Annotated in this window: 25 protein-coding genes; 11 read left to right on the top strand and 14 right to left on the bottom strand. The window is 62.9% G+C overall.

Annotation, left to right across the window (positions count from 1 at the left end; all coding sequences use genetic code 11):
- Window positions 1-76: 76 nt before the first annotated feature.
- The 4 genes from LB543_RS10620 to LB543_RS10605 are packed head-to-tail and all read left to right on the top strand — an operon-like array spanning window position 77 to window position 3,910.
- On the top strand, window positions 77-1,105 hold the full coding sequence (locus LB543_RS10620) for a sulfate ABC transporter substrate-binding protein (protein ID WP_224591973.1): 1,029 nt from the start codon (window positions 77-79) through the stop codon (window positions 1,103-1,105).
- Between the two features lie 23 nt (window positions 1,106-1,128).
- Window positions 1,129-1,980: a sulfate ABC transporter permease subunit CysT gene (gene cysT / locus LB543_RS10615; protein WP_140759061.1), complete on the top strand. Its 852-nt coding sequence runs from the start codon at window positions 1,129-1,131 to the stop codon at window positions 1,978-1,980.
- Window positions 1,973-2,857 carry a sulfate ABC transporter permease subunit CysW gene (gene cysW / locus LB543_RS10610; protein WP_140811977.1) on the top strand — a complete coding sequence of 295 codons (885 nt, stop codon included), beginning with the start codon at window positions 1,973-1,975 and terminating at the stop codon, window positions 2,855-2,857. The genes cysT and cysW overlap by 8 nt, the downstream gene beginning before the upstream one ends.
- A gap of 12 nt (window positions 2,858-2,869) precedes the next feature.
- Complete coding sequence (locus LB543_RS10605; RefSeq protein WP_224614059.1) at window positions 2,870-3,910, top strand: sulfate/molybdate ABC transporter ATP-binding protein; 1,041 nt, start codon at window positions 2,870-2,872, stop codon at window positions 3,908-3,910.
- Window positions 3,911-3,968: 58 nt separating this feature from the next.
- On the opposite strand, the gene LB543_RS10600 is transcribed toward LB543_RS10605, so the two are convergent.
- Both LB543_RS10600 and LB543_RS10595 read right to left on the bottom strand, forming a co-directional pair.
- Window positions 3,969-4,454 (bottom strand): GNAT family N-acetyltransferase, encoded by a 486-nt coding sequence (locus LB543_RS10600; protein WP_224614057.1) that lies wholly within the window; start codon window positions 4,452-4,454, stop codon window positions 3,969-3,971.
- Complete coding sequence (locus LB543_RS10595) at window positions 4,454-4,735, bottom strand: DUF1778 domain-containing protein (protein ID WP_224614055.1); 282 nt, start codon at window positions 4,733-4,735, stop codon at window positions 4,454-4,456. The genes LB543_RS10600 and LB543_RS10595 overlap by 1 nt, the downstream gene beginning before the upstream one ends.
- A gap of 246 nt (window positions 4,736-4,981) precedes the next feature.
- Between LB543_RS10595 and LB543_RS10590 the strand changes: the two genes are divergently transcribed.
- From LB543_RS10590 to LB543_RS10580, 3 genes are all read left to right on the top strand, one after another.
- A complete protein-coding gene (locus LB543_RS10590) occupies window positions 4,982-5,968 on the top strand; it encodes a sulfate ABC transporter substrate-binding protein (protein WP_224614053.1) in 987 nt (328 codons plus the stop codon).
- A gap of 252 nt (window positions 5,969-6,220) precedes the next feature.
- Complete coding sequence (locus LB543_RS10585) at window positions 6,221-6,670, top strand: RrF2 family transcriptional regulator (RefSeq protein WP_140759073.1); 450 nt, start codon at window positions 6,221-6,223, stop codon at window positions 6,668-6,670.
- A 10-nt stretch (window positions 6,671-6,680) separates the two neighbouring features.
- Complete coding sequence (locus tag LB543_RS10580) at window positions 6,681-7,832, top strand: hypothetical protein (RefSeq protein ID WP_224614051.1); 1,152 nt, start codon at window positions 6,681-6,683, stop codon at window positions 7,830-7,832.
- On the opposite strand, the gene LB543_RS10575 is transcribed toward LB543_RS10580, so the two are convergent.
- The 7 genes from LB543_RS10575 to LB543_RS10545 all read right to left on the bottom strand — a co-directional run bounded on the left by LB543_RS10575 (window position 7,827) and on the right by LB543_RS10545 (window position 15,801).
- A complete protein-coding gene (locus LB543_RS10575; protein WP_224614049.1) occupies window positions 7,827-8,375 on the bottom strand; it encodes a gluconokinase in 549 nt (182 codons plus the stop codon). The genes LB543_RS10580 and LB543_RS10575 overlap by 6 nt on opposite strands.
- Window positions 8,376-8,377: 2 nt before the next feature.
- A complete protein-coding gene (locus LB543_RS10570; RefSeq protein ID WP_140811984.1) occupies window positions 8,378-9,364 on the bottom strand; it encodes an ABC transporter permease in 987 nt (328 codons plus the stop codon).
- On the bottom strand, window positions 9,361-10,341 hold the full coding sequence (locus LB543_RS10565; protein WP_140759081.1) for an ABC transporter permease: 981 nt from the start codon (window positions 10,339-10,341) through the stop codon (window positions 9,361-9,363). Before LB543_RS10565 ends, LB543_RS10570 begins: the two co-directional genes overlap by 4 nt.
- Window positions 10,338-11,885 (bottom strand): sugar ABC transporter ATP-binding protein, encoded by a 1,548-nt coding sequence (locus LB543_RS10560; RefSeq protein WP_224614047.1) that lies wholly within the window; start codon window positions 11,883-11,885, stop codon window positions 10,338-10,340. The genes LB543_RS10565 and LB543_RS10560 overlap by 4 nt, the downstream gene beginning before the upstream one ends.
- Window positions 11,886-11,963: 78 nt before the next feature.
- Entirely contained in the window at window positions 11,964-13,091 is a 1,128-nt protein-coding gene (locus LB543_RS10555) for a sugar ABC transporter substrate-binding protein (protein ID WP_140811986.1), read from the bottom strand.
- A 290-nt stretch (window positions 13,092-13,381) separates the two neighbouring features.
- Window positions 13,382-14,410 (bottom strand): LacI family DNA-binding transcriptional regulator, encoded by a 1,029-nt coding sequence (locus tag LB543_RS10550; RefSeq protein WP_224614045.1) that lies wholly within the window; start codon window positions 14,408-14,410, stop codon window positions 13,382-13,384.
- Between the two features lie 161 nt (window positions 14,411-14,571).
- Window positions 14,572-15,801, bottom strand: coding sequence for an MFS transporter (locus LB543_RS10545; RefSeq protein ID WP_224614043.1), 1,230 nt, complete (start codon window positions 15,799-15,801; stop codon window positions 14,572-14,574).
- A 172-nt stretch (window positions 15,802-15,973) separates the two neighbouring features.
- On the opposite strand from LB543_RS10545, the gene LB543_RS10540 reads away from it, so the two are divergent.
- On the top strand, window positions 15,974-16,264 hold the full coding sequence (locus LB543_RS10540) for a DUF3175 domain-containing protein (protein ID WP_140759090.1): 291 nt from the start codon (window positions 15,974-15,976) through the stop codon (window positions 16,262-16,264).
- Window positions 16,265-16,350: 86 nt separating this feature from the next.
- Here the strand turns inward: LB543_RS10540 and LB543_RS10535 are convergent, their stop codons facing one another.
- From LB543_RS10535 to LB543_RS10525, 3 genes are all read right to left on the bottom strand, one after another.
- Window positions 16,351-16,794, bottom strand: a complete 444-nt coding sequence (locus LB543_RS10535) for an SRPBCC family protein (RefSeq protein ID WP_027141553.1) — start codon at window positions 16,792-16,794, stop codon at window positions 16,351-16,353.
- Between the two features lie 161 nt (window positions 16,795-16,955).
- Complete coding sequence (locus tag LB543_RS10530; protein WP_140759094.1) at window positions 16,956-17,732, bottom strand: FadR/GntR family transcriptional regulator; 777 nt, start codon at window positions 17,730-17,732, stop codon at window positions 16,956-16,958.
- Between the two features lie 101 nt (window positions 17,733-17,833).
- Complete coding sequence (locus LB543_RS10525) at window positions 17,834-18,730, bottom strand: NAD-dependent epimerase/dehydratase family protein (protein ID WP_224614041.1); 897 nt, start codon at window positions 18,728-18,730, stop codon at window positions 17,834-17,836.
- Window positions 18,731-18,848: 118 nt separating this feature from the next.
- Here LB543_RS10525 and LB543_RS10520 point away from each other — a divergent pair, with 118 nt between their 5' ends.
- Complete coding sequence (locus tag LB543_RS10520; protein WP_224591940.1) at window positions 18,849-19,787, top strand: NAD(P)-dependent oxidoreductase; 939 nt, start codon at window positions 18,849-18,851, stop codon at window positions 19,785-19,787.
- 22 nt (window positions 19,788-19,809) lie between these two features.
- Here LB543_RS10520 and LB543_RS10515 read toward each other — a convergent pair whose 3' ends face one another.
- Window positions 19,810-20,592: a FadR/GntR family transcriptional regulator gene (locus LB543_RS10515; protein WP_140811993.1), complete on the bottom strand. Its 783-nt coding sequence runs from the start codon at window positions 20,590-20,592 to the stop codon at window positions 19,810-19,812.
- Window positions 20,593-20,777: 185 nt separating this feature from the next.
- Window positions 20,778-21,767 carry a sugar-binding protein gene (locus LB543_RS10510; protein ID WP_224614040.1) on the bottom strand — a complete coding sequence of 330 codons (990 nt, stop codon included), beginning with the start codon at window positions 21,765-21,767 and terminating at the stop codon, window positions 20,778-20,780.
- A gap of 64 nt (window positions 21,768-21,831) precedes the next feature.
- Between LB543_RS10510 and LB543_RS10505 the strand changes: the two genes are divergently transcribed.
- Both LB543_RS10505 and LB543_RS10500 read left to right on the top strand, forming a co-directional pair.
- Entirely contained in the window at window positions 21,832-22,095 is a 264-nt protein-coding gene (locus tag LB543_RS10505) for a hypothetical protein (protein ID WP_140759104.1), read from the top strand.
- A gap of 120 nt (window positions 22,096-22,215) precedes the next feature.
- The gene (locus LB543_RS10500) at window positions 22,216-22,959 is read left to right on the top strand and encodes an ATP-binding cassette domain-containing protein (RefSeq protein ID WP_140759106.1); all 744 of its coding nucleotides are present in this window, start codon (window positions 22,216-22,218) and stop codon (window positions 22,957-22,959) included.
- Window positions 22,960-22,988: the final 29 nt, after the last annotated feature.

The raw sequence follows: 22,988 nt of genomic DNA, 5'->3' as shown, positions 1-22,988 counted from the left end.
GACAAAAAAGGCAACATTCAATGCATCTTATTTCTATCAATTTGGTAGATTTGGCGCGGGTTCAACGGAGGCAGAAATGACCAAACCTCATTTCCGGAAACTGCTCGGCGCACTGGTCGCCACATCTGTCCAGTTCGGCACGCTCGGTTTCGCGTTTGCCGACACCACCATTCTCAACGTGTCCTACGATCCGACGCGCGAGCTCTACAAGGCCTATGACGAGGCCTTCGCCGCGCATTGGAAGACAGAGACCGGCGAGACGGTGACCATTCAGCAGTCACATGGCGGATCTGGCGCCCAGGCCCGCGCCGTGATCGATGGTCTGGACGCCGATGTGGTGACGCTGGCGCTGGAAGGCGACATCAACGCCATCGTCTCCAAGTCCAAGAAGATCAATCCCGACTGGCGCACCAAATTCGAAAACAATTCAGCGCCTTACACCTCGACGATCATCTTCCTTGTCCGCAAGGGCAATCCCAAGGGCATCCACGACTGGAACGACCTGGTCAAGGACGGCACGCAGGTGATCACGCCCAATCCCAAGACCTCGGGCGGCGCGCGCTGGAACTATCTCGCGGCCTGGGCCTATGCGAATGCCAATGATGGCGGCGACGAGGCCAAGACCAAGGAATTCGTCGGCAAGCTCTACGCCAATGCTCCCGTGCTCGACACCGGCGCGCGCGGCTCGACCGTGACCTTCGCGCAAAAAGGCCTCGGCGACGTGCTGATCGCCTGGGAAAACGATGCCTATCTGGCGCTCGACGAGTTTGGCGCCGACAATTTCGACGTCGTCTATCCGCCGACCTCGATCCTGGCCGAACCGCCGGTGGCCGTGGTCGATGCGAACGTCGACGCCAAAGGCACGCGCAAGGTGGCTGAGGCCTATCTGAGCTACCTCTATTCCAAGGAAGGTCAGACTATCATCGCCAAGAACCACTACCGGCCGTCCAAGCCCGAACTGGTTCCGCCGGAAGATCTGGCCAAGCTGCCGCCTATCAAGCTGATCACCATCGACGACCCGCTTTTCGGCGGCTGGAAGAAGGCGCAGCCTTACCATTTCGGCGACGGTGGTATATTCGACCAGATCTACAAGCCGGCCCAGTGAGCTAAAATCCAGATCGGGACGACATGACCATAGCACCCGCGCAGGCAGGGTGGCGGTTCAGACAGCCGAGCGTCATTCCGGGTTTCGGATTGACGCTCGGCTTCTCGCTTGCCTACCTCACCCTCATCATCCTCATTCCCCTATCCGGGCTGATCTGGCGCTCGGCTGCCCTCGGCTGGACCGATTTCTGGGCCATCGCCACCGACCGCCGTACGCTCAACGCACTGGAAATCAGCTTCGGCACAGCTTTCATCGCGGCTGCCGTCAATGTCGTTTTCGGCACGCTCGTCGCCTGGGTGCTGGTGCGTTACCGCTTTCCAGGCCGCCGTATCGTCGATGCCATGGTCGACCTGCCGTTCGCGCTGCCGACGGCGGTGGCCGGCATCGCGCTGACCACGCTCTATGCACCGAACGGCTGGATCGGCAAATTGCTGATGCCGCTGGGCATCAAGGTCGCCTACACGCCGCTGGGCATCGTCATCGCGCTGATCTTCATCGGCCTGCCCTTCGTCGTGCGCACCGTGCAGCCGATCATGGAAGAGATCGACAAGGAAGTTGAGGAAGCCGCCGCCACGCTTGGCGCCAGCCGCTTCCAGATCATCACCCGCGTGCTGTTTCCGGGCCTGGCGCCGGCCATCATCACCGGTTTCTCGCTCGCCTTCGCGCGTGGCGTCGGCGAATACGGCTCGGTGATCTTCATTGCCGGCAACCTGCCCTACAAATCCGAGATCGCGCCGCTTTTGATCGTCATCCGGCTCGAGGAATACAATTACCCGGCGGCGACCGCGACCGCGGCGATCATGCTGGCGCTGTCGTTCCTCATGCTGTTGATCGTCAATCTGGTGCAGACATGGAGCCGCAAGCGCTATGGCTGATCCCGAGATCAAATCCTACGAACCGTTCCATGAAAGCCGCTCGCCAGCGGTGACCGAGAGCCGGCCGGCGCGGGCCGTGCTGATGGCCGTCGTCTTCGTCTTTCTCGCCGTCTTCCTGTTGCTGCCGCTGATCATCGTCTTCAAGGAAGCCTTCGCCAAGGGCGTTGGCACCTACCTGGAATCGCTGAGCGACGCGGACACGCGTTCGGCTATTCGCCTGACCTTGCTGGTGGCGGCGATCTCGGTACCGCTCAACATCGTCTTCGGCATCTCGGCCGCCTGGGCGATCGCCAAGTTCGAGTTCAAGGGCAAAGCCTTCCTGACCACGCTGATCGACCTCCCCTTCTCGGTCTCGCCCGTCATTTCGGGTCTGGTCTACGTGCTTCTGTTCGGCGCTCAGGGGTTGCTCGGCGAGTGGCTGAAGGCACATGGCATCCAGATCTTGTTCGCCGTGCCCGGCATCGTGCTGGCCACCGTCTTCGTCACCTTCCCCTTCGTTGCCCGCGAACTGATCCCGCTGATGCAGGAACAGGGCAATGGCGACGAGGAAGCCGCCCTTTCGCTTGGCGCCAATGGCTGGCAGACCTTCTGGTACGTGACCTTGCCCAATGTCAAATGGGGCCTGCTCTACGGCGTGCTTCTGTGCAATGCGCGCGCCATGGGCGAGTTCGGCGCGGTTTCTGTGGTGTCGGGCCACATACGCGGCCTGACCAACACCATGCCGCTGCATGTCGAAATCCTCTACAACGAGTACAACGCCGCCGGCGCCTTCGCCGTCGCCTCGTTGCTTGCCGGGCTGGCGCTCGTCACGCTGGTCTTGAAAACACTGCTCGAGATGCGCTACGGCGCCGAACTCGCCGCGACGCGCGGGCATTAGAAGGTTCATTGCATGGAAGTTCGCGTTGCCAATGTGCGCAAGGAATTCGAGCGTTTTCCGGCGCTCCACGATGTTTCGCTCGACATCAAGTCGGGCGAACTAATCGCTTTGCTGGGCCCGTCCGGCTCCGGCAAGACGACCTTGCTCAGGCTGATCGCCGGGCTGGAGCGTCCGACGCGTGGAAAAATCTTCTTTGGTGACGAGGACGCTTCGCAGAAATCGATCCAGGAGCGCAATGTCGGTTTCGTCTTCCAGCACTACGCCCTGTTCCGCCACATGACGGTTGCCGACAATATCGGTTTCGGCCTCAAAGTGCGGCACGGGCCGACGCGGCCGCCGGCAGCGGAGATCCGCCGCCGTGCGGCCGAGCTTCTCGATCTCGTCCAGCTTTCGGGGCTGGAGAAGCGCTACCCCGCGCAGCTTTCGGGCGGCCAGCGCCAGCGCGTGGCGCTCGCCCGCGCCATGGCCATCGAACCGAAGGTGCTGCTGCTCGACGAGCCGTTCGGCGCGCTCGACGCGCAGGTGCGCCGGGAACTCCGCCGCTGGCTGCGCGAAATCCATGACGCCACCGGCCACACCACCGTCTTCGTCACCCACGATCAGGAAGAGGCGCTTGAGCTTGCCGACCGCGTCGTGGTGATGAGCCAGGGCCGCATCGAGCAGGTCGGCACCGCCGACGACATCTACGACACACCGAACTCGCCCTTCGTCTACGGCTTTATCGGCGAATCGAGCTCCCTTCCGGTCAAAGTCGAGAATGGCGAGATCTGGCTGGCCGACCGTCCGATCGGATTGTCGGCGCCGCACGCGTCCGAGGGCGATGCGATGCTTTACTTCCGTCCGCATGATGTCGAACTGCTGGACGGCTGCAGCGGCTGCATCGCCGGCACCGTGGCCGCCAGCCGCCGCGTCGCGGGCACACGGCGCGTCGAGCTCGAAATCGGCGGCGAACGCCAGCGGGTCGAGATCGAACTGCCGGTCGATCATCCGGCGGCGCAAAAGAGCCGGGTGGCATTCCGGCCGGGGCGCTGGAGGCTGTTTCCGGCTGGATAGCGATCAGACCACTGTGAAATCTGGTCACCAGGGAATATCCAGGTCCGGTGGCGGTCGCTTATCCCTTCATCTGGCCTTTCAACGACAACAACAAGATCATGGGATTTTTCGGGGAAGCCGCAAAGCCGTAGTGCTCGTAAAAGGCTTTCGCTTCATCCAATATGGCGTGAACAAAAATTCCGCGAATCCCGAGGATCGTCGCGGCTTGACTGGAGCGCAGGACGGCGTCTTGCAGAAGCGCAGCGCCTAGCCCTTTCCCTTGCCAGCTTGCATCCGCCGCGAGACGTCCGAGCACAACCATTGGAATGGGATATGGCATGTTGCGGCGAATAATGCCGGGCGCTTCCGCCAGATCAAGCCCGCCCGAAGACAAGCAATAGTAGCCGACAACGCGTGTGCCTTCCGCCATCACATAAGTACGTGATGCGCCACTGACCTGGTTGGCCCGTGCCCGACGGCGAAGCCATTGGTCGAGGCTCTCTGTTCCGCTTTGGAAAAGTTCGAGATCGTGGTCTTCGGCCAGCGGCGTGGGCGCCGACGGCATCAGTCCCGCCACGGCCTGGACACGTTCATAAGGCGTGCAAAACCTTCCCCGCTTGGCGGTTCATCGAGGATGTCGAGATAATGCCGGTAAGTCTCAGGATCCGCCTTGATCAACGTTTGGTCGAGCAGCGTATCCTCGGCCGCACGATAAGCGGCGTCGATCATGAAGTCGGAGCGGGTTTTCCCGCGTATCTTTGCGGCACGGTCAATCAGTATGCGTATGTCCTCTCGGATGCGCAGATTGACAGGCTTGGCATGGGTTTCGGGTGCGGCTTTCGCCATGGAAGACTCCTTTCACTCATCATAACATGCCGCATACACAATGTGTATCCATTTGTCGCCTCTCTTCGGAAGAGACTGAAGAGGACGGCCTCAAAAAGATGATTCTACTTGAAATAGAAAACTACGATGTGCCTGTTTGGGAAACGGTTTTCTAGCAACAGCCGCCAAGCCCTGAATCTATACCTCGCCGCTCCGCCGCACCCCGGCTATGGTCCGATAATAGAGCATGACATCCGGAGCCTTTTCATGAAGCGATTTTTCATCGGCGTTGCCGTTGCCGCCGGCCTTCTCCTCGCATCCTCCCAAGCGTGGTCGGCCGACAAGCTGCTGAATGCCTCCTATGACGTCGGCCGCGAACTCTTCGTGCAGGTCAACAAGGCCTTCATCGCCAAGCACCCGGCTGTGAGCATCGACCAGTCTCATGCCGGCACGTCGGCGCAGGCGCGTGCCATCGCTGAAGGCCTCGGTGCCGATGTCGTCACCTTCAACCAGGTCACCGACGTCGACTTCCTGGTCAAGAAGGGCCTCGTCTCGGCCGACTGGCAGAAGGATTTTCCCGACAACGCCTCGCCCTTCTATTCGCTGCCTTCGTTTCTCGTCCGCGCGGGCAACCCCAAGCACATCAAGGACTGGAACGATCTCGTGCGCGACGACGTGCAGGTGATCTTCCCCAATCCGAAAACGTCGGGCAATGCGCGCTACACCTATCTCGCGGCCACCGCCTACGCCAGGGAAGCCTTCAAGGGCGACGACGCCAAAGTGAAGGAATTCATCACCAAGCTGTTCAACAACGTGCCGATCTTCGACACTGGCGGGCGCGCCGCGACCACCACCTTCGTGCAGCGCGAGATCGGCGACGTGCTGATCACTTTCGAATCCGAGACGCGCGGCATCCGCAAGGAATATGGCGACGACAAATTCGAGCAGGTCACGCCTTCGGTGAGCCTTCTGGCGGAATTCCCGATAGCGATCGTCGACAAGGTCGCCGACGAGCACGGCACGCGCGATCTGGCCAAGAGCTATCTCGACTTCCTCTATACGCCCGAGGGCCAGGGCATTGCCGCCGACAATGGCTTGCGCGCACGCGACGCGGCTGTCGCGGCCAAATACAAGGCAGATTTTCCGGACGTGCGCCTGTTGACGGTAGAAGACGTCTTCGGCGGTTGGGACAAGGTCCAAAAGGAGCATTTCGCCGCCGGCGGCCTGCTCGACCAGGCTTATGGCAGCCGGTAAGTCTCCGCGTCCAGATAGAAAGATCAGGAAAGCCGGCCCGGTGGCCGGCTTTCCTTGTTTATGCAGCTGATAGGGCAAATTCGGCGCCCTTCGTGCAAAACGTTACAAAGAATCAACGCGTTTGTGCCTAACCTGCCCTCCAATGGCTTTGTTTTCGCGAAACGGCAGTGTGCGAAGGCAATGTTGTCATCATTTGCACACAAACAACCGCCAGATGCGGGGTGGTTGGGGCTTCAATGGGTTGACTCGGGCATGCTGACGAAAAAAGGCAAATACGGCCTGAAGGCCCTCGTGCATCTATCCAGTCTTCCGCTTGGCCAATTGGCCTTCGTCAACGACATCGCCGTCGCCAACAACATCCCGAAGAAATTCCTGGACGCCATACTGGGCGAATTGCGCAACGCCGGCTTCGTCCAGAGCCGCAAGGGCAAGGAAGGCGGCTATCGTCTCGCCCGCCCCGCTTCCGAGATCAAGATCGGCCATGTCGTGCGCGTGCTCGACGGGCCGCTGGCGCCGATACCTTGCGCCAGCCGCACGCAGTATCAGCGCTGCGAGGATTGCGACGAGGCGACCTGCCAGGTCCGGCACATGATGCTGGAAGTGCGCCAGGCGATCGCCGAGGTGCTGGACAACCGTAGCCTCGCCGCCATGCGCGATGCCGACAATGACGATTTCCCGGTCGAGTTGACATCCCAGATCTAGAGCCGGGTGGATGAGGCTGTCGAGGTTTACGAAATCCCGAAAAGCCGCCCGCAAGCGGCCATCGGCAGCCAGCTTTCGCATCGAGATCATCGCCGACGTCTTTGTCCCCGAATATGCCGAGGACGTGCGCTTTTTCAGCCGCAAGCTGGCTGATCCCGGCAGGCTCCGCCACTTCTCCACCAGGGACCTTCGCGAAAGCCTGGTTACCCTCTTCTACCTCGCGGTTGCGGCAGCGCTGCCGGTGCGCTGGTGGGCGCCGATCTGCGATTGGGCTTCCAGGTTTCGGTTGAAGCGCCATATGCGCAAGGATTTCCGCTTCTATGCCGCCGCAACGCGCGCGGTGCTCGGCGATGGCGTCGATACACGCAAGCTGTTCGAGGCATTGCTCACGGCGCGCCATCGCCGCCGCATGCAACTTGCCGCGCATCTGGTCGCCGGCCATTGGACGCCGAAGATCCGGCTGGAAGGGCTCGAGGGCTTGCAGGCAGCCCTGCAACGCGGCCACGGCGCGATCCTCTGGTGCGATCAATTCACCGCCCAGACGATAATCGGCAAGCGCGCCATATACGAGGCCGGCATCGAAGCGCATCAGGTCAGCGTCAACACGCATGGCGCGTCCGAGACGGCATTCGGCCAGCGCTTCCTCAACCCGCCAATGGTTCATGTCGAGAACCGGTTCCTGAAAAGCCGGATCGCCTTCGACCGTGACGATGCCTATCAGGTCACCATCCGCATTCAAAAGATGCTGAAGCAGAACGGCGTCGTGATGATGACCAACACCATCCACGCCGGCTCGACCTTCACCGAAAGCGCCCTGGGCGAAAGCGGCTGGACGCACCTTGCCTCGGCACCGGCGAATTTCGCCGCTCGAGGCAAGACGGCCCTGTTTGCCATGTCGACTTTCGAGGTGGTGCCCTTCCGGGAATACCGCGCCGTCTTGAGCCCCGAACTGGTACCGGCGGCACCGGCGCTCCCGGCCGTGGACACAACCAGGGACGGAGCCAAGAACCTGGCCCTGCAGGCACACTACATCCTGCTGAAACGCGACCGCCTGCTGCAGGCGCTGAAGCTGTGCCCCGAGCAGATGATGTCCTGGTCGCGCCATGAGCGGTTGACAGAGGCTCAGGGCGGCGGCGGTGTCGGTTTCGAGGAGGGCTCATGACCGGCGCATCGAGCGCATTGCCTGGGCGACGAGTTCGCCGATCGGCCGCGTCGCGTCGAGCGTCAATGCCCGTTCACCTTGGCCCGGCGATTCCAGGATGGCGAACTGGCTGTCGACCAGGCTTGCCGGCATGAAATGGCCCTTGCGGCTGGCGACCCGCTGCCGCGCGGTGGCGGGATCGATCTCCAGATAAAGGAAGATGATATCAGGGCAGAAGCCGCGCAGGCGCTCGCGATAGCCGCGCTTCAGCGCCGAGCAGGCGGCAACCACGCCCTGTCCTTTGCCGATAGAGACCGCGATGTGCTCGCCGATCGCGTCGAGCCAGCCTTCGCGCAGCTGGTCGGTGAGCGGTTCGCCACGCGCCATACGCGCCACATTCTCCGGCGGATGCTGCCTGTCACCCTCGATGAAGACGGCACCCAGCGCGTCGGCCAGCGCGATACCGACGGCTGACTTGCCGCAGCCGGCGACGCCCATCACCGCGATGGCCGAAGGCGCCAAACCGGAAGCGCCCGTCGGCGCCTGCGCTGCGTCTTCGCCCACTGTCAGCGGCTTGCCGGCGCGCGGCCGTAAAGAAGGAGCATGGCGACGATGACGACGCCATAGATGATCTGCCGTCCCGCCTCCGGCATCTGCATGACCGACAGGATGGATTGCAGCAGTGTGATCAGGATCACGCCGGCGACCGTGCCGAGATAGGAGCCGCGCCCGCCCAGGATCGAGGTGCCACCGAGCACGACGGCCGCGATCGACGGCAGCAGATAGGCGTCACCCATCGATTGCGCCGCCTTGGAGGCGTAGCCCGCCAGCAGCACGCCGCCAAAGGCGGAGAGCCCGCCGGAGACAGCGAAGGCGATCATCACCACGCGTCTTGTGTCGATGCCTGAGAGATAGGCGGCGCGCTCGCGGTTGCCGATGCCATAGACCGCACGGCCAAAACCGCTGCGGGTCAGCACGAACACCATCGCGGCCCCGATCAGCGCCCAGATGATGACTGCATTGGGCACGCCCGGAATGGTGAACCCGGTGGCGAGGTAGCGCATGGCGCCGGTGGCCGAATCCTGCGGCGAGAAGCCGCCGGTGTAGACCACCATCAACCCTTGCGCGACGGCGTTGGTGGCGAGCGTGATGATCATCGAGGGAATGCGCAGATAGGCGACGCCGATGCCGTTGACGATACCGATCAGCACGCCGCAGAAGATGCCGAACGGGATAGCCAGCGCCACGCCTGCCGGGCCGTAGGCGGCCGCCGCGCAGGCCATCATCGCACCCGCCGCCACCGACCACGGCACCGACAGGTCGATCTGGCCGAGCAGGATGACCAGCATCATGCCGGTGGCGATGACGCCGAGGAACGAGGCCACCTTGAGCTGCTGCAAGAGATATTCAGGCGACAGGAAGCTGCGCGAATAGAGGCTGCCAACCAACAGCAGCACCACGATGCAGGCAAAGGCGGTCAGCACCGCCGGATCGGCGCGGCGGATGAATTTCGGCATGCGGCCGGCAATGCCGCCCAAGGTCGTCTCGCTCACAGGAACCACTCCAGCCGGTTGCGGACCCGAAACAGGGCGAAGGCGCCGAGGCTGACGGCGACCAGCAGGATAACGCCCTGGAACAGCGGCTGCCAGAGCGGATCGAAGTCGAAGACGAACAACAGGTCGCCGATGGTGCGGAAGGCCAGCGCGCCGAAGATGGCACCGATGGCGCTGCCCTTGCCGCCGAACAGCGAAACACCACCCAGCACGACCGCCGCGATCGAGAACAGCGTATAGGCGTTGCCGCTGGCATAGGCGGCCTCCCCCGTATAGGTGAAAAAGGTCAGGAACAGTCCGCCGATCGCGGCCAGCAGCCCCGCAAGCGTGTAAGCGGAGAACTTACCGCGCCTTATCGGCACGCCCGACATATAGGCAGCCGTTTCCGAAGAGCCGGCCGCGTAGGCGGCGCGGCCGAGTACAGAGCGGCTGAACGGTACCCAGATCAGCAGAACGACCGCCAGCAGCACGACCAGGCTTGCCGGCACCAGATCGAACAGACGTCCTGTCATAGCATCGGCCAGATCCTCGTTGACCGAGCCGCCCGGAAAAGGCCGCAGCAAAAGGCCGATGCCGTAGTAGACCGCGCCGGTGGCGATGGTCGCGACGATCGGCTGCAGCCTTCCATAGATCACGATGGCGCCGTTGATCGCGCCGCACAAAAGTCCCGCCACCAGCACGGCGACGACGCCGAGCGTCGTCTGCATCGGCGTGCCCACCACCAGCCAGGAGGCCAGACAGTTGGTGAGCAGGAATATCATGCCGACGGACAGGTCGATGCCGGAGGTGATCACGACCAGCGTCTGCGCCATGGCGACGAAGGCAAGCAGCACGCCCTTGTTCGCCGCCGTCTGCACGACATTGGCGGTGAAGCCCGCCGGATGGTTCGAGGTGTAGATGACGAACATGACGATGAAGATGCCGAGCGCCAGCAATGTTCCACGCTGCTCGGCCAGCCAGTAACGCCAATCCTTCACGCTTCCGCTCCCAGGCCCACCGGGCTCTCCTCGCCATGGATGTTAAGCGCGCTCGATATCAGCGCCCTTTCGGTGATCTCGGCGCCGACCAGTTCGCGTTTGACCGCGCCGTCATAGAGAACCAGCACCCGGTCGCAGCAGCCGATCAGCTCGTCATAGTCGGTCGAATAGAACAGGATCGCCGCGCCCGCGTCCGCCAGCTTGCGCATCAGCTGATAGATTTCCTGCTTGGTGCCGACATCGATGCCGCGCGTCGGATCGTTGAGCAGGATGATGCGCGGCTGGCGCATCAGCCATTTGGCTATGACCACTTTCTGCTGGTTGCCGCCCGACAGCGCGCCAACCGGAATATCGAGGCCCGCCGTCTTGATCGCCAGAAGGCCGACCATGTCGTCGATCAGCCGCTGTTCGGCGGCGCGGTCGATAATGCCGCCTTTGGACAGCCGGTCGAGTGCGGCGAAGGACAGGTTTTCGCGCACCGTCATCGGCAGCATCAGGCCTTCGGTCTTGCGGTCTTCCGGGATGAGCGCCATGCCGATGCCGTCCTCGCGGGCCGCCGCCGGGCTGGTGATCGTCGCCGGCTTGCCGTCGATCAGCACTTCTCCCGAGAGGCCACGCAGCACACCGAAGAAAGCAAGCAGCAATTCGCGCTGGCCCTGGCCATCGAGCCCGCCGAGGCCGACCACCTCGCCTGCCCTGACCGTCAGCGAGATGTTATCCAGCCGGTCGGCCCAGGACAATTTGCGCGCCTCGAGCCTGGGGGCGGCGCTGGCCGGTGCCGCCGGCGGCTTGGGCGGAAAAATATGGCTGTACTCGCGGCCGATCATCAGCTCGACCACCTCGTTGTCGCTCTTCGAGCCGGCCTTGTAGCTGGCGACATTGCGGCCATTGCGGAACACCGTGCAATGGTCGGCCAGTTCGGCGATCTCGTTCATGCGGTGCGAGATGTAGAGCAGCGCCAGCCCTTCCGAGCGCAGCCGCTTCAGCACGCCGAAGATCTTCGCGACATCCGCTGCCGTCAGCGCCGACGTCGCCTCGTCGAGGATGAGAATGCGTGGTTTGCGCGCCAGCGCCTTGGCGATCTCCACCATCTGCCGGCGCGACAGCGGCAGGTCCTTGACCAGCGCCAACGGATGGATGTCGGCGGCGCCCGCGCGGGCAAGCGCGTCCTCGGCGATGCGGCGCTGCGCCTTGCGATCGATCATGCCGAAGCGTTTGGGCGGATCCGAAATGACGATATTGTCGGCGACGCTGAGTTCGGGGATCAGCGACAATTCCTGGAAGATGCAGACGATGCCGGCCTTGTTCGCCGCACCGGGCGAAGCGAAGGTCACTTCGCGCCCATCCAGCATCATGCGGCCTTCGTCGGGCGCCACGACACCTGCCATGACCTTGATCAATGTCGACTTGCCGGCGCCGTTTTCACCGAGGATGGCGTGGATGCTACCGGTGGAAACCGTCAGCTCGGCCTTCTCGAGCGCCCGCACGCCGCCATAGCGCTTGGAAATGCCTTCCATGCGAAAGAGTGGAGCCGCACCGTCCATCAACCCTCCCCGGGGCAATCATGGGATTTCGGGGCTGGCGCCGGGGTTAACCCCGCGGCGCCAGCGATAGCAGTGAGCCTACTGGTTTTCCTTGGTCTGGCCCATGATTTCCTGGGCACTGAAATTGATGCCGCAGGTCGGGAAGGAGTTGCCGACGAAGAAATTGTCGGACTGGTCGGGGAAGAAATCCTGGCCTGCCTTGAAGTTCGGATCCTCCACGATGGCCAGCGGCAGCTTCACCGATTGCGGCACGACATTGCCTTCGAGGGCCGCGATTGCCGTCTTGATTGCAACGGCCACCTGGGCGGGGCCGGTGCCGGCGGAAGAGCACTTCAAGCCGTCACCGGCATGTGCGGCACAGAACTTGCGAAAACCGTTCTCCGTCTCGCCGCCGAACGGAACGAATGGATGCTTGGCATCCATCATCGCCTGCACGATGCCGGTGTCGCCGCCCTGCCCGGTGATGCCGTCGAAGGGTCCGTTGGTGGCAATCGCGTCCGCCGTAGCTTTCTGGGCAACGCCGTCGTCCCATTTGCCGACCACCTCGGTGACTTCCCATTTCTTGCCCGAGCCGTCGAGCACCTCGTGGATGCCGGCATGACGGTCCGTGTCGACGGAAGTGCCGGCGACGCCGCGCACTTCGAGCACCTTTCCGCCGTTCGGAACATGTGAGACCAACCACTTGCCCCACAATGCGCCAAGGCCCTTCTGGTCGACATTGACGTTGATGGCATCCTTGGTGTCGAGAATGTTGTCGAAGGCGACCAGCACGACCCCGGCCTCCTTCGCCCGCTTGATGACTGGCCCGAAGGCGGTCGGGTTCTGCGCGTTGACGACGATGGCGTCAAAGCCGGAATCGATGAAATTGTTGATCGCGGAGATCTGCGCCGGGACGTCCTCACCCGTCGACACAACCTTGAATTCCTTCAACTTCTTGGCGACATCCGGCTGTGCGGCATAGGCCTTGGCGGTCTGCACCATCTGGATACGCCAGGTGTTGGCGATATAGCCGTTGGCGAGCGCAATGCGATATGGGCCGGCCTTCTTGGGGAACTTGAAGAATTGCGTATCGGCTGCCCATGGGGCGAAGCAGCCCGGCTCGGCTGCCGGCCCCTTGACGATTTCTGGGCCTGCGGCCATCGCCGCTGAGCTCAACATGACGAATGCAGTGGCGGCAACGATGCCACCAACGAGTGACTTGATCATCGATATTCCTCCCAGTTGCAGTTCTGACTTGTTTGTTTAGCTGCAGTACAATGACGTTCGCCCAAGCACCTCCTGCCCTGGCTCGCCATGCATGTCAGGTGGCCGGCGCCGGCCTGATCCCTCCTTTGTTGCTTCCTCAAGCAGCGCCGAAAGTATCATATTATCAATAATAAACAAGGAAAATGCTGTCGCTTATGTATAATAAACAGCGGTTCGACTTCGCGCTGGCCCGAATGGTAGCGCTACCAAGAATGTCTGTAAAGGCTGATTTCAGCAGGTTCTAAAATGTTTCAACGTGCCGTGCTCTCGCGCTGCTTCAGCTCGAAACCGAGGTCTACGACCCGCTGCTCCGGCCTGTCACCCGATATCGCCGCCAGCGCCATGGCGACCGCGCGCCTGCCGATTTCGTAGCGATAGGTGCGGATGCTGGTGATCGAGGGAAAAGCCACCTGCATCATGTCGAGATCGTTGAAGCCGACAATGCCGATGGTCTTCGGCACGTCGATCGAAGCGCGATGGCATTCGAACAGCACACCGAGCGCAATGTCGTCATTGTTGCAGAACACGCCGTCGAGCGTCGGCATCTTGGCAAGGGCATCGCGGAACAGTTCACGGCCAAGCGACACGCTGGAAAGCACGGGCGTGGTGGTAATCAGGCGCGGGTCCAGCAGCCCGGCCTTCTCCATCGCCACCCGGTAACCAGCAAGGCGCCGCTGCGAGCGCGGGTCCATGCGCGCACCGATGAAACCGATCCGGCGATACCCCGCCTCGATCAGGTGCTCGGTCGCCGTCCTGCCGCCGTCGAGATGCGAAAAGCCGACCATCATGTCCACGGGATCGGGCCCGGTCTCCATCACCTGGACCACCGGGCAACCGGCATTCTCCAACAGTTTTCGCGAGGTGGGCGTCTGGTCGATGCCGGCGACGATCAGCGCTGCCGGCCGCTGGGAGCCAAACAGCTGCAGCAGACGCTCCTCCTCCAGCCCGGAATAATGCGTGTTGCCGAGCTGGATGCGGAACGGGCTGTCCGACAGGCTGTCATAAATGCCGCGCACCACCTCCGCGAAGACATTGTTGGTCAGCGAGGGCACCAGCACACCGAACACCTCGGCGCGCGCCGAGGCCAATGCGCGTGCGTTGGGATCCGGCACATAGCCAAGCTCTTCGACGGCGGCCATGATCTGGCGGCGCAACTCCTTGGAAACGCGTTCCGGCTCGCGCAGCGCGCGGGAAACGGTGATGGCGCCGACGCCGGCCTTGTGTGCCACATCCGATAGGGTTGGGCGGCCACCGCCCCGGCGCGAGCGCGGCTTGATCAAGGCCTTGGCCCATGCGCATGGCCATCGAACCGCGCGCCCAATGCGATCTTTCCAGCTGTCGCCATCTCACCGGCCTGTTGCCGCACCCATCCGCCTTGGCGTCGCGCAGTGACTGCCTGTTGTCAAGCCGAGCCACCGAATGGCTGTGCCAGACCTTCGCCTTAGGCGGCCGCGACAGCTCTGTGCCTCGCCTTCCACATGAACAACCCGATCGCCAGTATGTTCAACAGATTCCAGGCGATGCCGTTCAGGAACGCGGCGGCGTAGGAGCCGGTCAGGTCGTAGATCCAGCCCGACATCCAGCCGCCGATCGCCATGCCGAAAATCGTCGCCATCATCACGATGCCGATGCGCTGGCCGGCCTCCTTGGCGGGCAGATATTCGCGCACGATGATCGCATAGCAAGGCACGATACCGCCCTGCGACAGGCCGAAGACCAGCGACACGACATAGAGCGAGGCGAGCCCGTCGAACGGGATATAGAACAGCAATGACAGGCATTGCAGCACGGAGCCGATAAGCAAGGTTTTGACGCCGCCGATGCGGTCGGCGACAAAGCCGGACGCAAGCCGGCTGACGACCCCCGCCGCCATCATGATGGACAGCATGTCGGCGCCATGCGCCATGCCGTAGCCAAGATCCATGCAGTAGGCGACGATGTGCACTTGGGGCATCGACATCGCCACGCAGCAGCCCAGTCCCGCGACGACCAGCAGGACCTGCATTGCCGCCGGCGACATTGGAATCGGCTGCACCGGCCGGCTTCCGGGCGAGCCGGCGGCCGTCGCTTCCGGAGCGCCGCGACGCAGCAACAGCACAAGCGGCACCATGGTGACGAGGCAGAAGACGCCGATGCCCGCATAGGTGAAGCGCCAGCCTTCTGCCTTGATCAGCGTCGGCATGATCGTGGGCCAGATCGCTCCGGCAAGGTAGTTGCCGGCCGCCGCCGCCGTGACGGCGACGCCGCGGCGGCGATTGAACCAGTGCGAGATATCGGCGATCAGCGGCCCGAAGATCACCGATGTGCCGACACCGATCAGCACCCCCTGGGCAAGGGTGAATTGCAGGATCGATGTCGACAGCGCGGCGAGCACGAGACCGGCGGAGAGCGCGATCGAGGAGAACAGCGCCGGGATCCAATAGCCCATGCGGTCGATGGCGCGGCCGACCAGCACATTGCCGGCGGCGAAGCCCACCATGGTCGCGGTGTAGGGCATGGATGCCGCGGCGCGGTCGACGCCGAACTCGGCCTGTGCCGCCGGCAGCACCACGACAACGGCCCACATGCCGACCGCACCGATCGTCGCCAGCAGCATCGAGATGGCAAGGCGCATCCAGGCGTAGGAACTGTCGATACCGGGACCGGCCCGGCTCAAGTCGATTCGCGTCAAAGGCGTTTCCTGTCGGCGGTCTCAATCGCTGCTGTTTTGACCACTATCGACGCATTCTCCGCGTACAGCAGCGCCACAGCGGGCAAATCCGTGGCTCCAGGCCGATACGAATGCGGGAACCGACGCCGATATCTGGAGTTTTCGATCAGCAACACCGCAAAGGAGTCCAGCCATGACCGCCACCAAGCAGAAATGGTCGGCCGAGGTGACCGAGCACAGCGATGCGATGGATCTCGAGGAGCACGTCTTCGAATCCGACGACGCCAAGAAGATCGCCGCCTCGCTCAAGCGTTCGGCCGAACACAGCCACCGCCGCAAGGCCGAGCCCTTCCAGTCCGCCATGTCGATGCTGAATTTCTACATCAACAGGGCCGGAAAAAACCTTCCCGCGGCGCGCAAGAAGATCCTCGAGGACGCCAAGGACGAACTGCGCGCCGCATTCGGGCGTCCAAAGGAGGATTAGCCGCCCCCCCAATGGCTCCTCGAGTTGCTTCCTCGGCCCTTCAAAACGAGGTGAGGAACGTGCCGGTTGTCCAGCCGGTCGGCGTCCTATTGTTTGATCTCGGGTTCGACGAGCTTGGCCAGGTTCCGTAGCGATTCCTGCCAGCCGAGATAGCAGGCTTCCGCGGGAATGACGTCCGGGATGCCGGCCTGGGTGATGTTCACTTCGGTGCCCACGGACACTTTCTTCAACGTCACCGTCACCTCGATCTCGCCGGGCAGGTTGGGATCGTCGAACCTGTCGGTGTAGCGCAGGAGTTCGCCCGCAACGAGCTCGACATACTCACCGCCGAACGAGTGGCTGTCGCCGGTGGTAAAATTGCGGAACGACATTTTGAACGTGCCGCCGACCTTGCCCTCGAAGTGATGAACCGTGCAGGTGAAGCCGTTCGGCGGAAGCCATTTGGCAAGCGCGTCGGCCTCGAGGAACGCGCGGTAGACCTTCTCCGGGCTGGTGGTCAGAACGCGGTGCAGACGTACGGTGCTGGGCATGTCAAATTCTCCTTGCTGGTTTCCCGTTCGACACCCCAAGGACGGGTGCCACACAGCCGATCCGACACTAGCTCTCGAATTTTTTGGCGGTGCCGGCCTGAATTGCTTCGACGGCCTGCAAGACGGAAACACCCGCGTGCCGAATGGCTTATCGGTGAATCCTACCGCGAACGGATGACGTTGTCGGTATTGGCCAGCAGCTTGCGCACGGCATTGCGCGCCGCATCGGGCCGTTGCAGGCGGATATTCTTTTCGATTGCCTCGTGCATCTTCTGGGCGAGCTGCAAATCGTCGAGTTCCCGGGTCGTGTAGGTGAACAAATGATCGAAGGCGGATTCGATCAGCACGCCGAGCGGGACCAGTAGGTCGTTGCCGGAGGCACGCAGGATGGCGAGGTGGAAGCGGGTGTCGGCACGGGTCCGTTCCTGCAGACTTTTCGCCTCGCCCATCTCGCGGCAGGCCTGGCTGATCTCGGCCATCTGCTCGTCGGTCCGCCGCATGGCGGCGAAGGCCGTCGCTTCCGGCTCGATGATGTGGCGAAATTCCTGCACCGTCCTCAGGAACACCTCGCGGTCGGGCGACGTCGCGTACCAGGCAAGCACATCGCGGTCGAGCAGGTTCCAACGTTCCTTCGGTTCGACCCAACTGCCGATCTTGGGGCGCGATGCCAACAGGCTCTTGGCCATCAGCATCTTGATCGCCTCGCGCACCGCCGACCGGCTGACGCTGAAGGTCTCCGACCATTTGGCTTCATTGGGCAGGATGGTGCCGGGCGGATAGTCGCCGCGCACGATCCGCAGACCAATCTCGCTCGCCAGCGACGTATGCACGCTGGAGCCGGGAATGCGCGCCGCGTCGGGCCGGCGAACACCGACCGGGCGCTCGACAGCTACAGCCTTTTTGGGCGATTTTTCCTTGTTCGGTCTCGCGTCCCGCATGGGCTCCAGAAAGGCCGGTTTACGGAAGCTGTCAAGCGCGGTGCGGGCGTTGGGCCGCAAAGCCGGCTTCTATGCACAACCCAGCCGCGATTCGACCACGCTCAGGCGGTCTTGACGTATTTGCGCCAGCTATGCTCGGGCCGGAAGCCGAGCATGTCGCGCGCCTTGCGGTTCGACAGCAGCGTCTCGTATTCGCCGAGTTCGCCCTTGACCGGCACGCCGGGATAAAACCGCTTCAGGAGTTCGGCGGTCGGCAGATCGGACGAGGTGTCGTCATTGGCGGCGTTGAACACCTGGTAGCCCAGCCCATCTTTCTCGATGGCGCGCAGCGTGATCTGGCCAAGGTCGCGCGCGTCGATGTAGCTCCAGGCGATCCGTTTGCGAAAGCCCGGATCGGCGAACCATTTCGGGAACAGCGAATACTCGTGCGGCTCGATGACATTGCCGATGCGCAGGGCATAGATGTCCGTGCCATTGCGCTGCGCGAAAGCGCGCGCCGTCTTCTCGTTGACGATCTTGGACAGCGCATAGCTGTCCATCGGATCGACGTCGTACTCCTCGTCGAGCGGGAAATGCGTGGGGTCGCGCGGCTCGTTGGCGAACACCAGGCCGTAGGTCGTCTCGCTGGAAGCGATGATCACCTTGCGGATGCCGAGCTTCACCGCGGCCTCGATGACATTGTAGGTGCCCATCGCATTGACGCGGAACACCTCGTTGTCGGGCGTGATCATGATGCGTGGAATGGCGGCGAAATGCACCACGGCGTCGACCTGCTGCGGCCGCAGCGACGGATCGAATTCGTGCAGCCCCATATAGCTCGACAGTGCGTTGAACACCTGGCCGCTGTCGGTGATGTCGGTGATCAGCGTGCGCACCTTAGGATTGTCGAGCGGCCTGGTGTCGATGTTGAGCACCTGGCAACCCTGCTCCACCAGATATTGCACGACGTGGCGCCCAGCCTTGCCGCTGCCGCCGGTGAACATGATCCGCTTCGTCATTCTGGTCTCCACGAAAGTCCTAGGATTGACGTGTATTGTCAGACAATATTGCTTTCTGCAACCGTATATGGCTAAAACGGCGGCGACATTATCGATAATCACAGACAGGACAGACAGCATGAACACGACCGCCAGCAGCGAGAAGATCGGCTTTGTCGGCCTTGGCCTGATGGGTCACGGCATCGCCAAGAACATCGTCGACAAGGGGTATTCCCTGACATTTCTCGGCCGCAAGAACCGCAAACCGGCGGAGGATCTTCTCGGCCGAGGCGCTCATGAGGCGTCGACCTCCCGCGACGTGGCGGCGGCATCCGATATCATCTTCATTTGCGTCACCGGCTCGCGCGAGGTCGAGGCCATCATTCGCGGCCCCGGCGGGCTCAAGGAGGGGTTGAAGAACGGTTCGGTCGTCGTCGACTGCTCGACCTCCGATCCGGTCTCGACGGTGTCGCTCGCGGCAGAACTCAACGCGCTTGGCGTCGATTATGTCGACGCGCCGCTCAGCCGCACCCCGAAGGAAGCCTGGGAAGGCACGCTCGACGCCATGGTCGGCGCGCCCGACGCCGTCTTCGCCAGGGTCAAGCCTGTGATCGACACCTGGGCCGGCCGCATCGTCCATATCGGCGACACCGGCGATGGCCACCGCATGAAGCTGCTCAACAATTTCATCTCGCTGGGTTATGCCGCGATCTATTCCGAGGCATTGGCACTGGCGGAGAAGGTCGGCATCTCCCCGCCGCGTTTCGACAGCGTCATCCGCAACGGCCGCATGGATTGCGGCTTCTACCAGACCTTCATGCGCTGGACGCTGGAAGGTGATCGCGACGCCCACAAATTCACCATCGCCAACGCCTTCAAGGACCTGACCTATCTGGAATCGATGGCGGGTGCGGCCGGCATCGCCAACCCGCTCGGCAACGCCACCAAGAACTCCTTCGCCGGCGCCCACGCAACCGGTCCGGCCGAGCAGTTCGTGCCGATGCTGGCCACGCACATCGCCAAAGTGAATGGTGTCGACCTGATGCCGATGAAGGATGGCAAGAAGCAGACGATCTGAGACCCGAACCGCCGGCGGGCCCTTACCGCCGGCCCCTTCCGATCCCCTCATCGGTGTCGGCGAGCAGCTTGTGCACGGCGCTACGCGCCGCGGCTGGCCGCTGCAGGCGGATGCTCTTTTCGATCGCCTCGTGCAGTTTCTGTGCCCGCCGCTGATCGCCGACCTGGCGCGTGGTGAAGACGAAGAGATGGTCGAGCGCCGATTCGATCAGCACGCCGAGCGGCACCAGAAGGTCGTTGCCCGAGGCCCGCAGGATGGCCAGGTGAAAGCGCGTGTCGGCACGGATGCGCTCGGGCAGGTTGGCCGCCTCGCCCATCTCGCGGCAAGCCAGGCTGATCTCGGCCATCTGCTCGTCGCTGCGCCGCATGGCGGCGAAGGCGGACGCCTCCGGTTCGATGATGTGGCGGAACTCCTGAACCGTGCGCAGAAACGCCTCGCGATCCGGCGCGGTCGCGTACCAGGCCAGCACGTCGCGGTCGAGCAGGTTCCAGCGCTCCTTGGGCTCGACCCAGCTGCCGATCTTGGGGCGCGACGCCAAAAGGCTCTTGGCCATCAGCATCTTGATCGCCTCGCGCACCGCCGAACGGCTGACATTGAAGGTTTCGGCCCATTTGGCTTCGTTGGGCAGGATGCTGCCAGGCGGATAGTCGCCGCGCACGATCCTGAGGCCAATCTCGCTGGCGAGCGAGGCATGGACGCTGGACCCGGCAAAGTGCGCCGCTTCCGCCCTACGCACGGCTGCTGGGTCGCGACTGGCTTGCGCCTTGGCCCGGCCGGCTTTTCTTTTTGCCTTCTCGTCCGGCATCCACGTTCCAATAGGTCGGCCGCCCGTCACCCGCATTGATCTAAACCCGCGCGGCGCACCGATCCGTTGCCGAAAATCCAAACTACGGACGCGTCAAAGCCGGAGCCCGTTGCCCCAACCAAGGCGTCCTGTTGAAGAATTGGAGGAAACGGGGCGCTCGTTGGCGAGCGCCCCGAAATCGCGGCCTACTTCTGGATGCAGGTGTCGACCGTGTCCTTGGTGCATTCGTCGAGACCGGTGAACACCGGATCGTCGACTTTCTTGCCTTCGATCAGGTCGATCATCACCGATGGCGCCTTGTAGCCCATTTCGAAGGGCCGCTGGCCGACCAGCGCGGTGACAAGGCCATCCCTGGCGATCGCCACCTCGTCGCCGATCGTGTCGGCGGCGCCGATGACGAAGTCGTTCTTGGCCAGCCGGTCCTTCAGAGGTCCGACCAGATCGCGATAGGGCTGCGGCGCGCCGAACAGCGGCCAGCCGCCCATGATGCCGAACGCATCGAGCTTGGGGTTGGCGGCGAGGATGTCGGTCATCGCCTGAACGCCCTTGGCGCCGTCGTCATTGGTGAACACCGGGCAGCCGGCGACTTCCGTCCAGCCGCCTTCGCCGGCAAGTGCCGTGAGGCCGTCCTTGCCCGTCAGCGCGTCGCGCATGCCTTGCGCGCGGCGCAGGATGTTGTCCGCAGCGGGATTGCCCTCGATGGTGCAGATCGTGCCACCATTCGGCTTGGCCTTCTTGATGTACTCGCCGATCTTCTTGCCCATCAGATAGTTGTCGGTGCCGAGATAGGTCTTGCGCAGTGCCGCGTCTTCCTTGGCGAGGTCGGCGTCGACGGTCATGATCGGGATCGACGGATTGGCGCTCTTGATCGTCTGCGCGATCAGCGGTGCGTTGGACGGCGAGATCGCCATCGCCACCGTGTCGGCCTTGCTCAGCATATCCTGCACGATCTGCGCCTCGCCGGCCTCGTCGGAAGTCGACGCCGGGCCGGTGTAGAAGCATTCATATTTCGAGCTGGCGTTTTCCTTGTTCCATTTTTCGCAGCCCTGGTGAATGGCTTCGAAGAATGGATTGTCGAGACCTTTCACCACGATGACGAGTTGCTTCTTGGCCAAAGCCGGCCCGGCGCCCAACGCCATGGCGGCGACGGCGGCGAGCAATACTGTTTTCCTCATGTCAGTCCTCCCTTGGAAACAGACGGACACGGCGTGCCCGCCACACAAACCAGCCAGATGCCAGATGACTGAGACGCGTGCGCTCATTCAATCCGGCCAGGCCGATAAGCATTTTCAGATGCGACCAGCCCGGCAACGACACTGGCAAGATCGCCAAAACCTTTGTGCCGGTGGCGTCGCCGATGGCGTCGTCAAAGCCGGCACGTCTTCCTCCGACGCTCAACTAATATCGGCTTGCCGCCAACGTCAATGCTATTTGTCCTACAAAACGGATTTTTCAAAAACAGCACGGCACTATTCGTCTGACAATTGCCTGTTCGACAATTGACGCCCGCGACGCCATTCGCGTAAATGACGGCATCGCTGTCCTCGGGAGGAGCTGGGGAAAGCCAATGGAAGCCGTCGCCTGTCCGCGGGCGGATGGGCCAGGCATGGGAGGCAAAGACTGGTGGCGGTTCTCGAACTCACCAACATCTCGAAGCATTTCGGCGCCATCCAGGCTGTCAACGACGTGTCGCTGTCGATCGAACCAGGCCAGGTCGTCGGCCTGATGGGCGACAATGGCGCCGGCAAGTCGACGCTGGTCAAGATGATAGCTGGCAATTTCCGGCCGAGCCATGGCACGATGCGGATGGACGACAAGGAACTGATCCTGCACAAGCCGGTCGAGGCGCGCCAGCACGGCATCGAGATCGTCCACCAGGACCTGGCGCTCTGCAACAATCTGACGGCGGCGGCCAATGTCTATCTCGGCCGCGAATTGCGCCGTGGCGTCGGCCCGTTCCGCATCCTCGACTATGCCTCGATGTACAAGCGCGCTGGCCAGATCTTCGCCGAGTTGAAATCCGAGACCCGCCCGCGCGACCTCGTCAAGCAGATGTCGGGCGGCCAGCGCCAGGCGGTGGCGATCGCCCGCACCATGCTGTCGCAGGCCAAGATCGTGCTGATGGACGAGCCGACGGCGGCAATCTCGGTGCGGCAGGTCGCCGAAGTGTTGAACCTCATCCGTCATCTGCGCGACCAGGGCATCGCCGTTGTACTGATCAGCCACCGCATGCCCGACGTCTTCGACGTCGCCGACCGCGTCATCGTCATGCGGCGCGGCAGGAAGGTCGCCGACAAGGCGATCGCGTTGAGTTCGCCCGAGGAGGTTACCGGGCTGATCACCGGCGCCATCGAGCAGGTGGCATGAGAATGGCGAACCCGGATTTCACCGCGCGT

The sequence above is a fragment of the Mesorhizobium sp. ESP7-2 genome (genome assembly GCF_020164715.1).
GTDB lineage: Bacteria > Pseudomonadota > Alphaproteobacteria > Rhizobiales > Rhizobiaceae > Mesorhizobium.
Note: the sequence above shows the minus strand (reverse complement) of the source record. Positions and strands in the feature narration are given on the sequence as shown.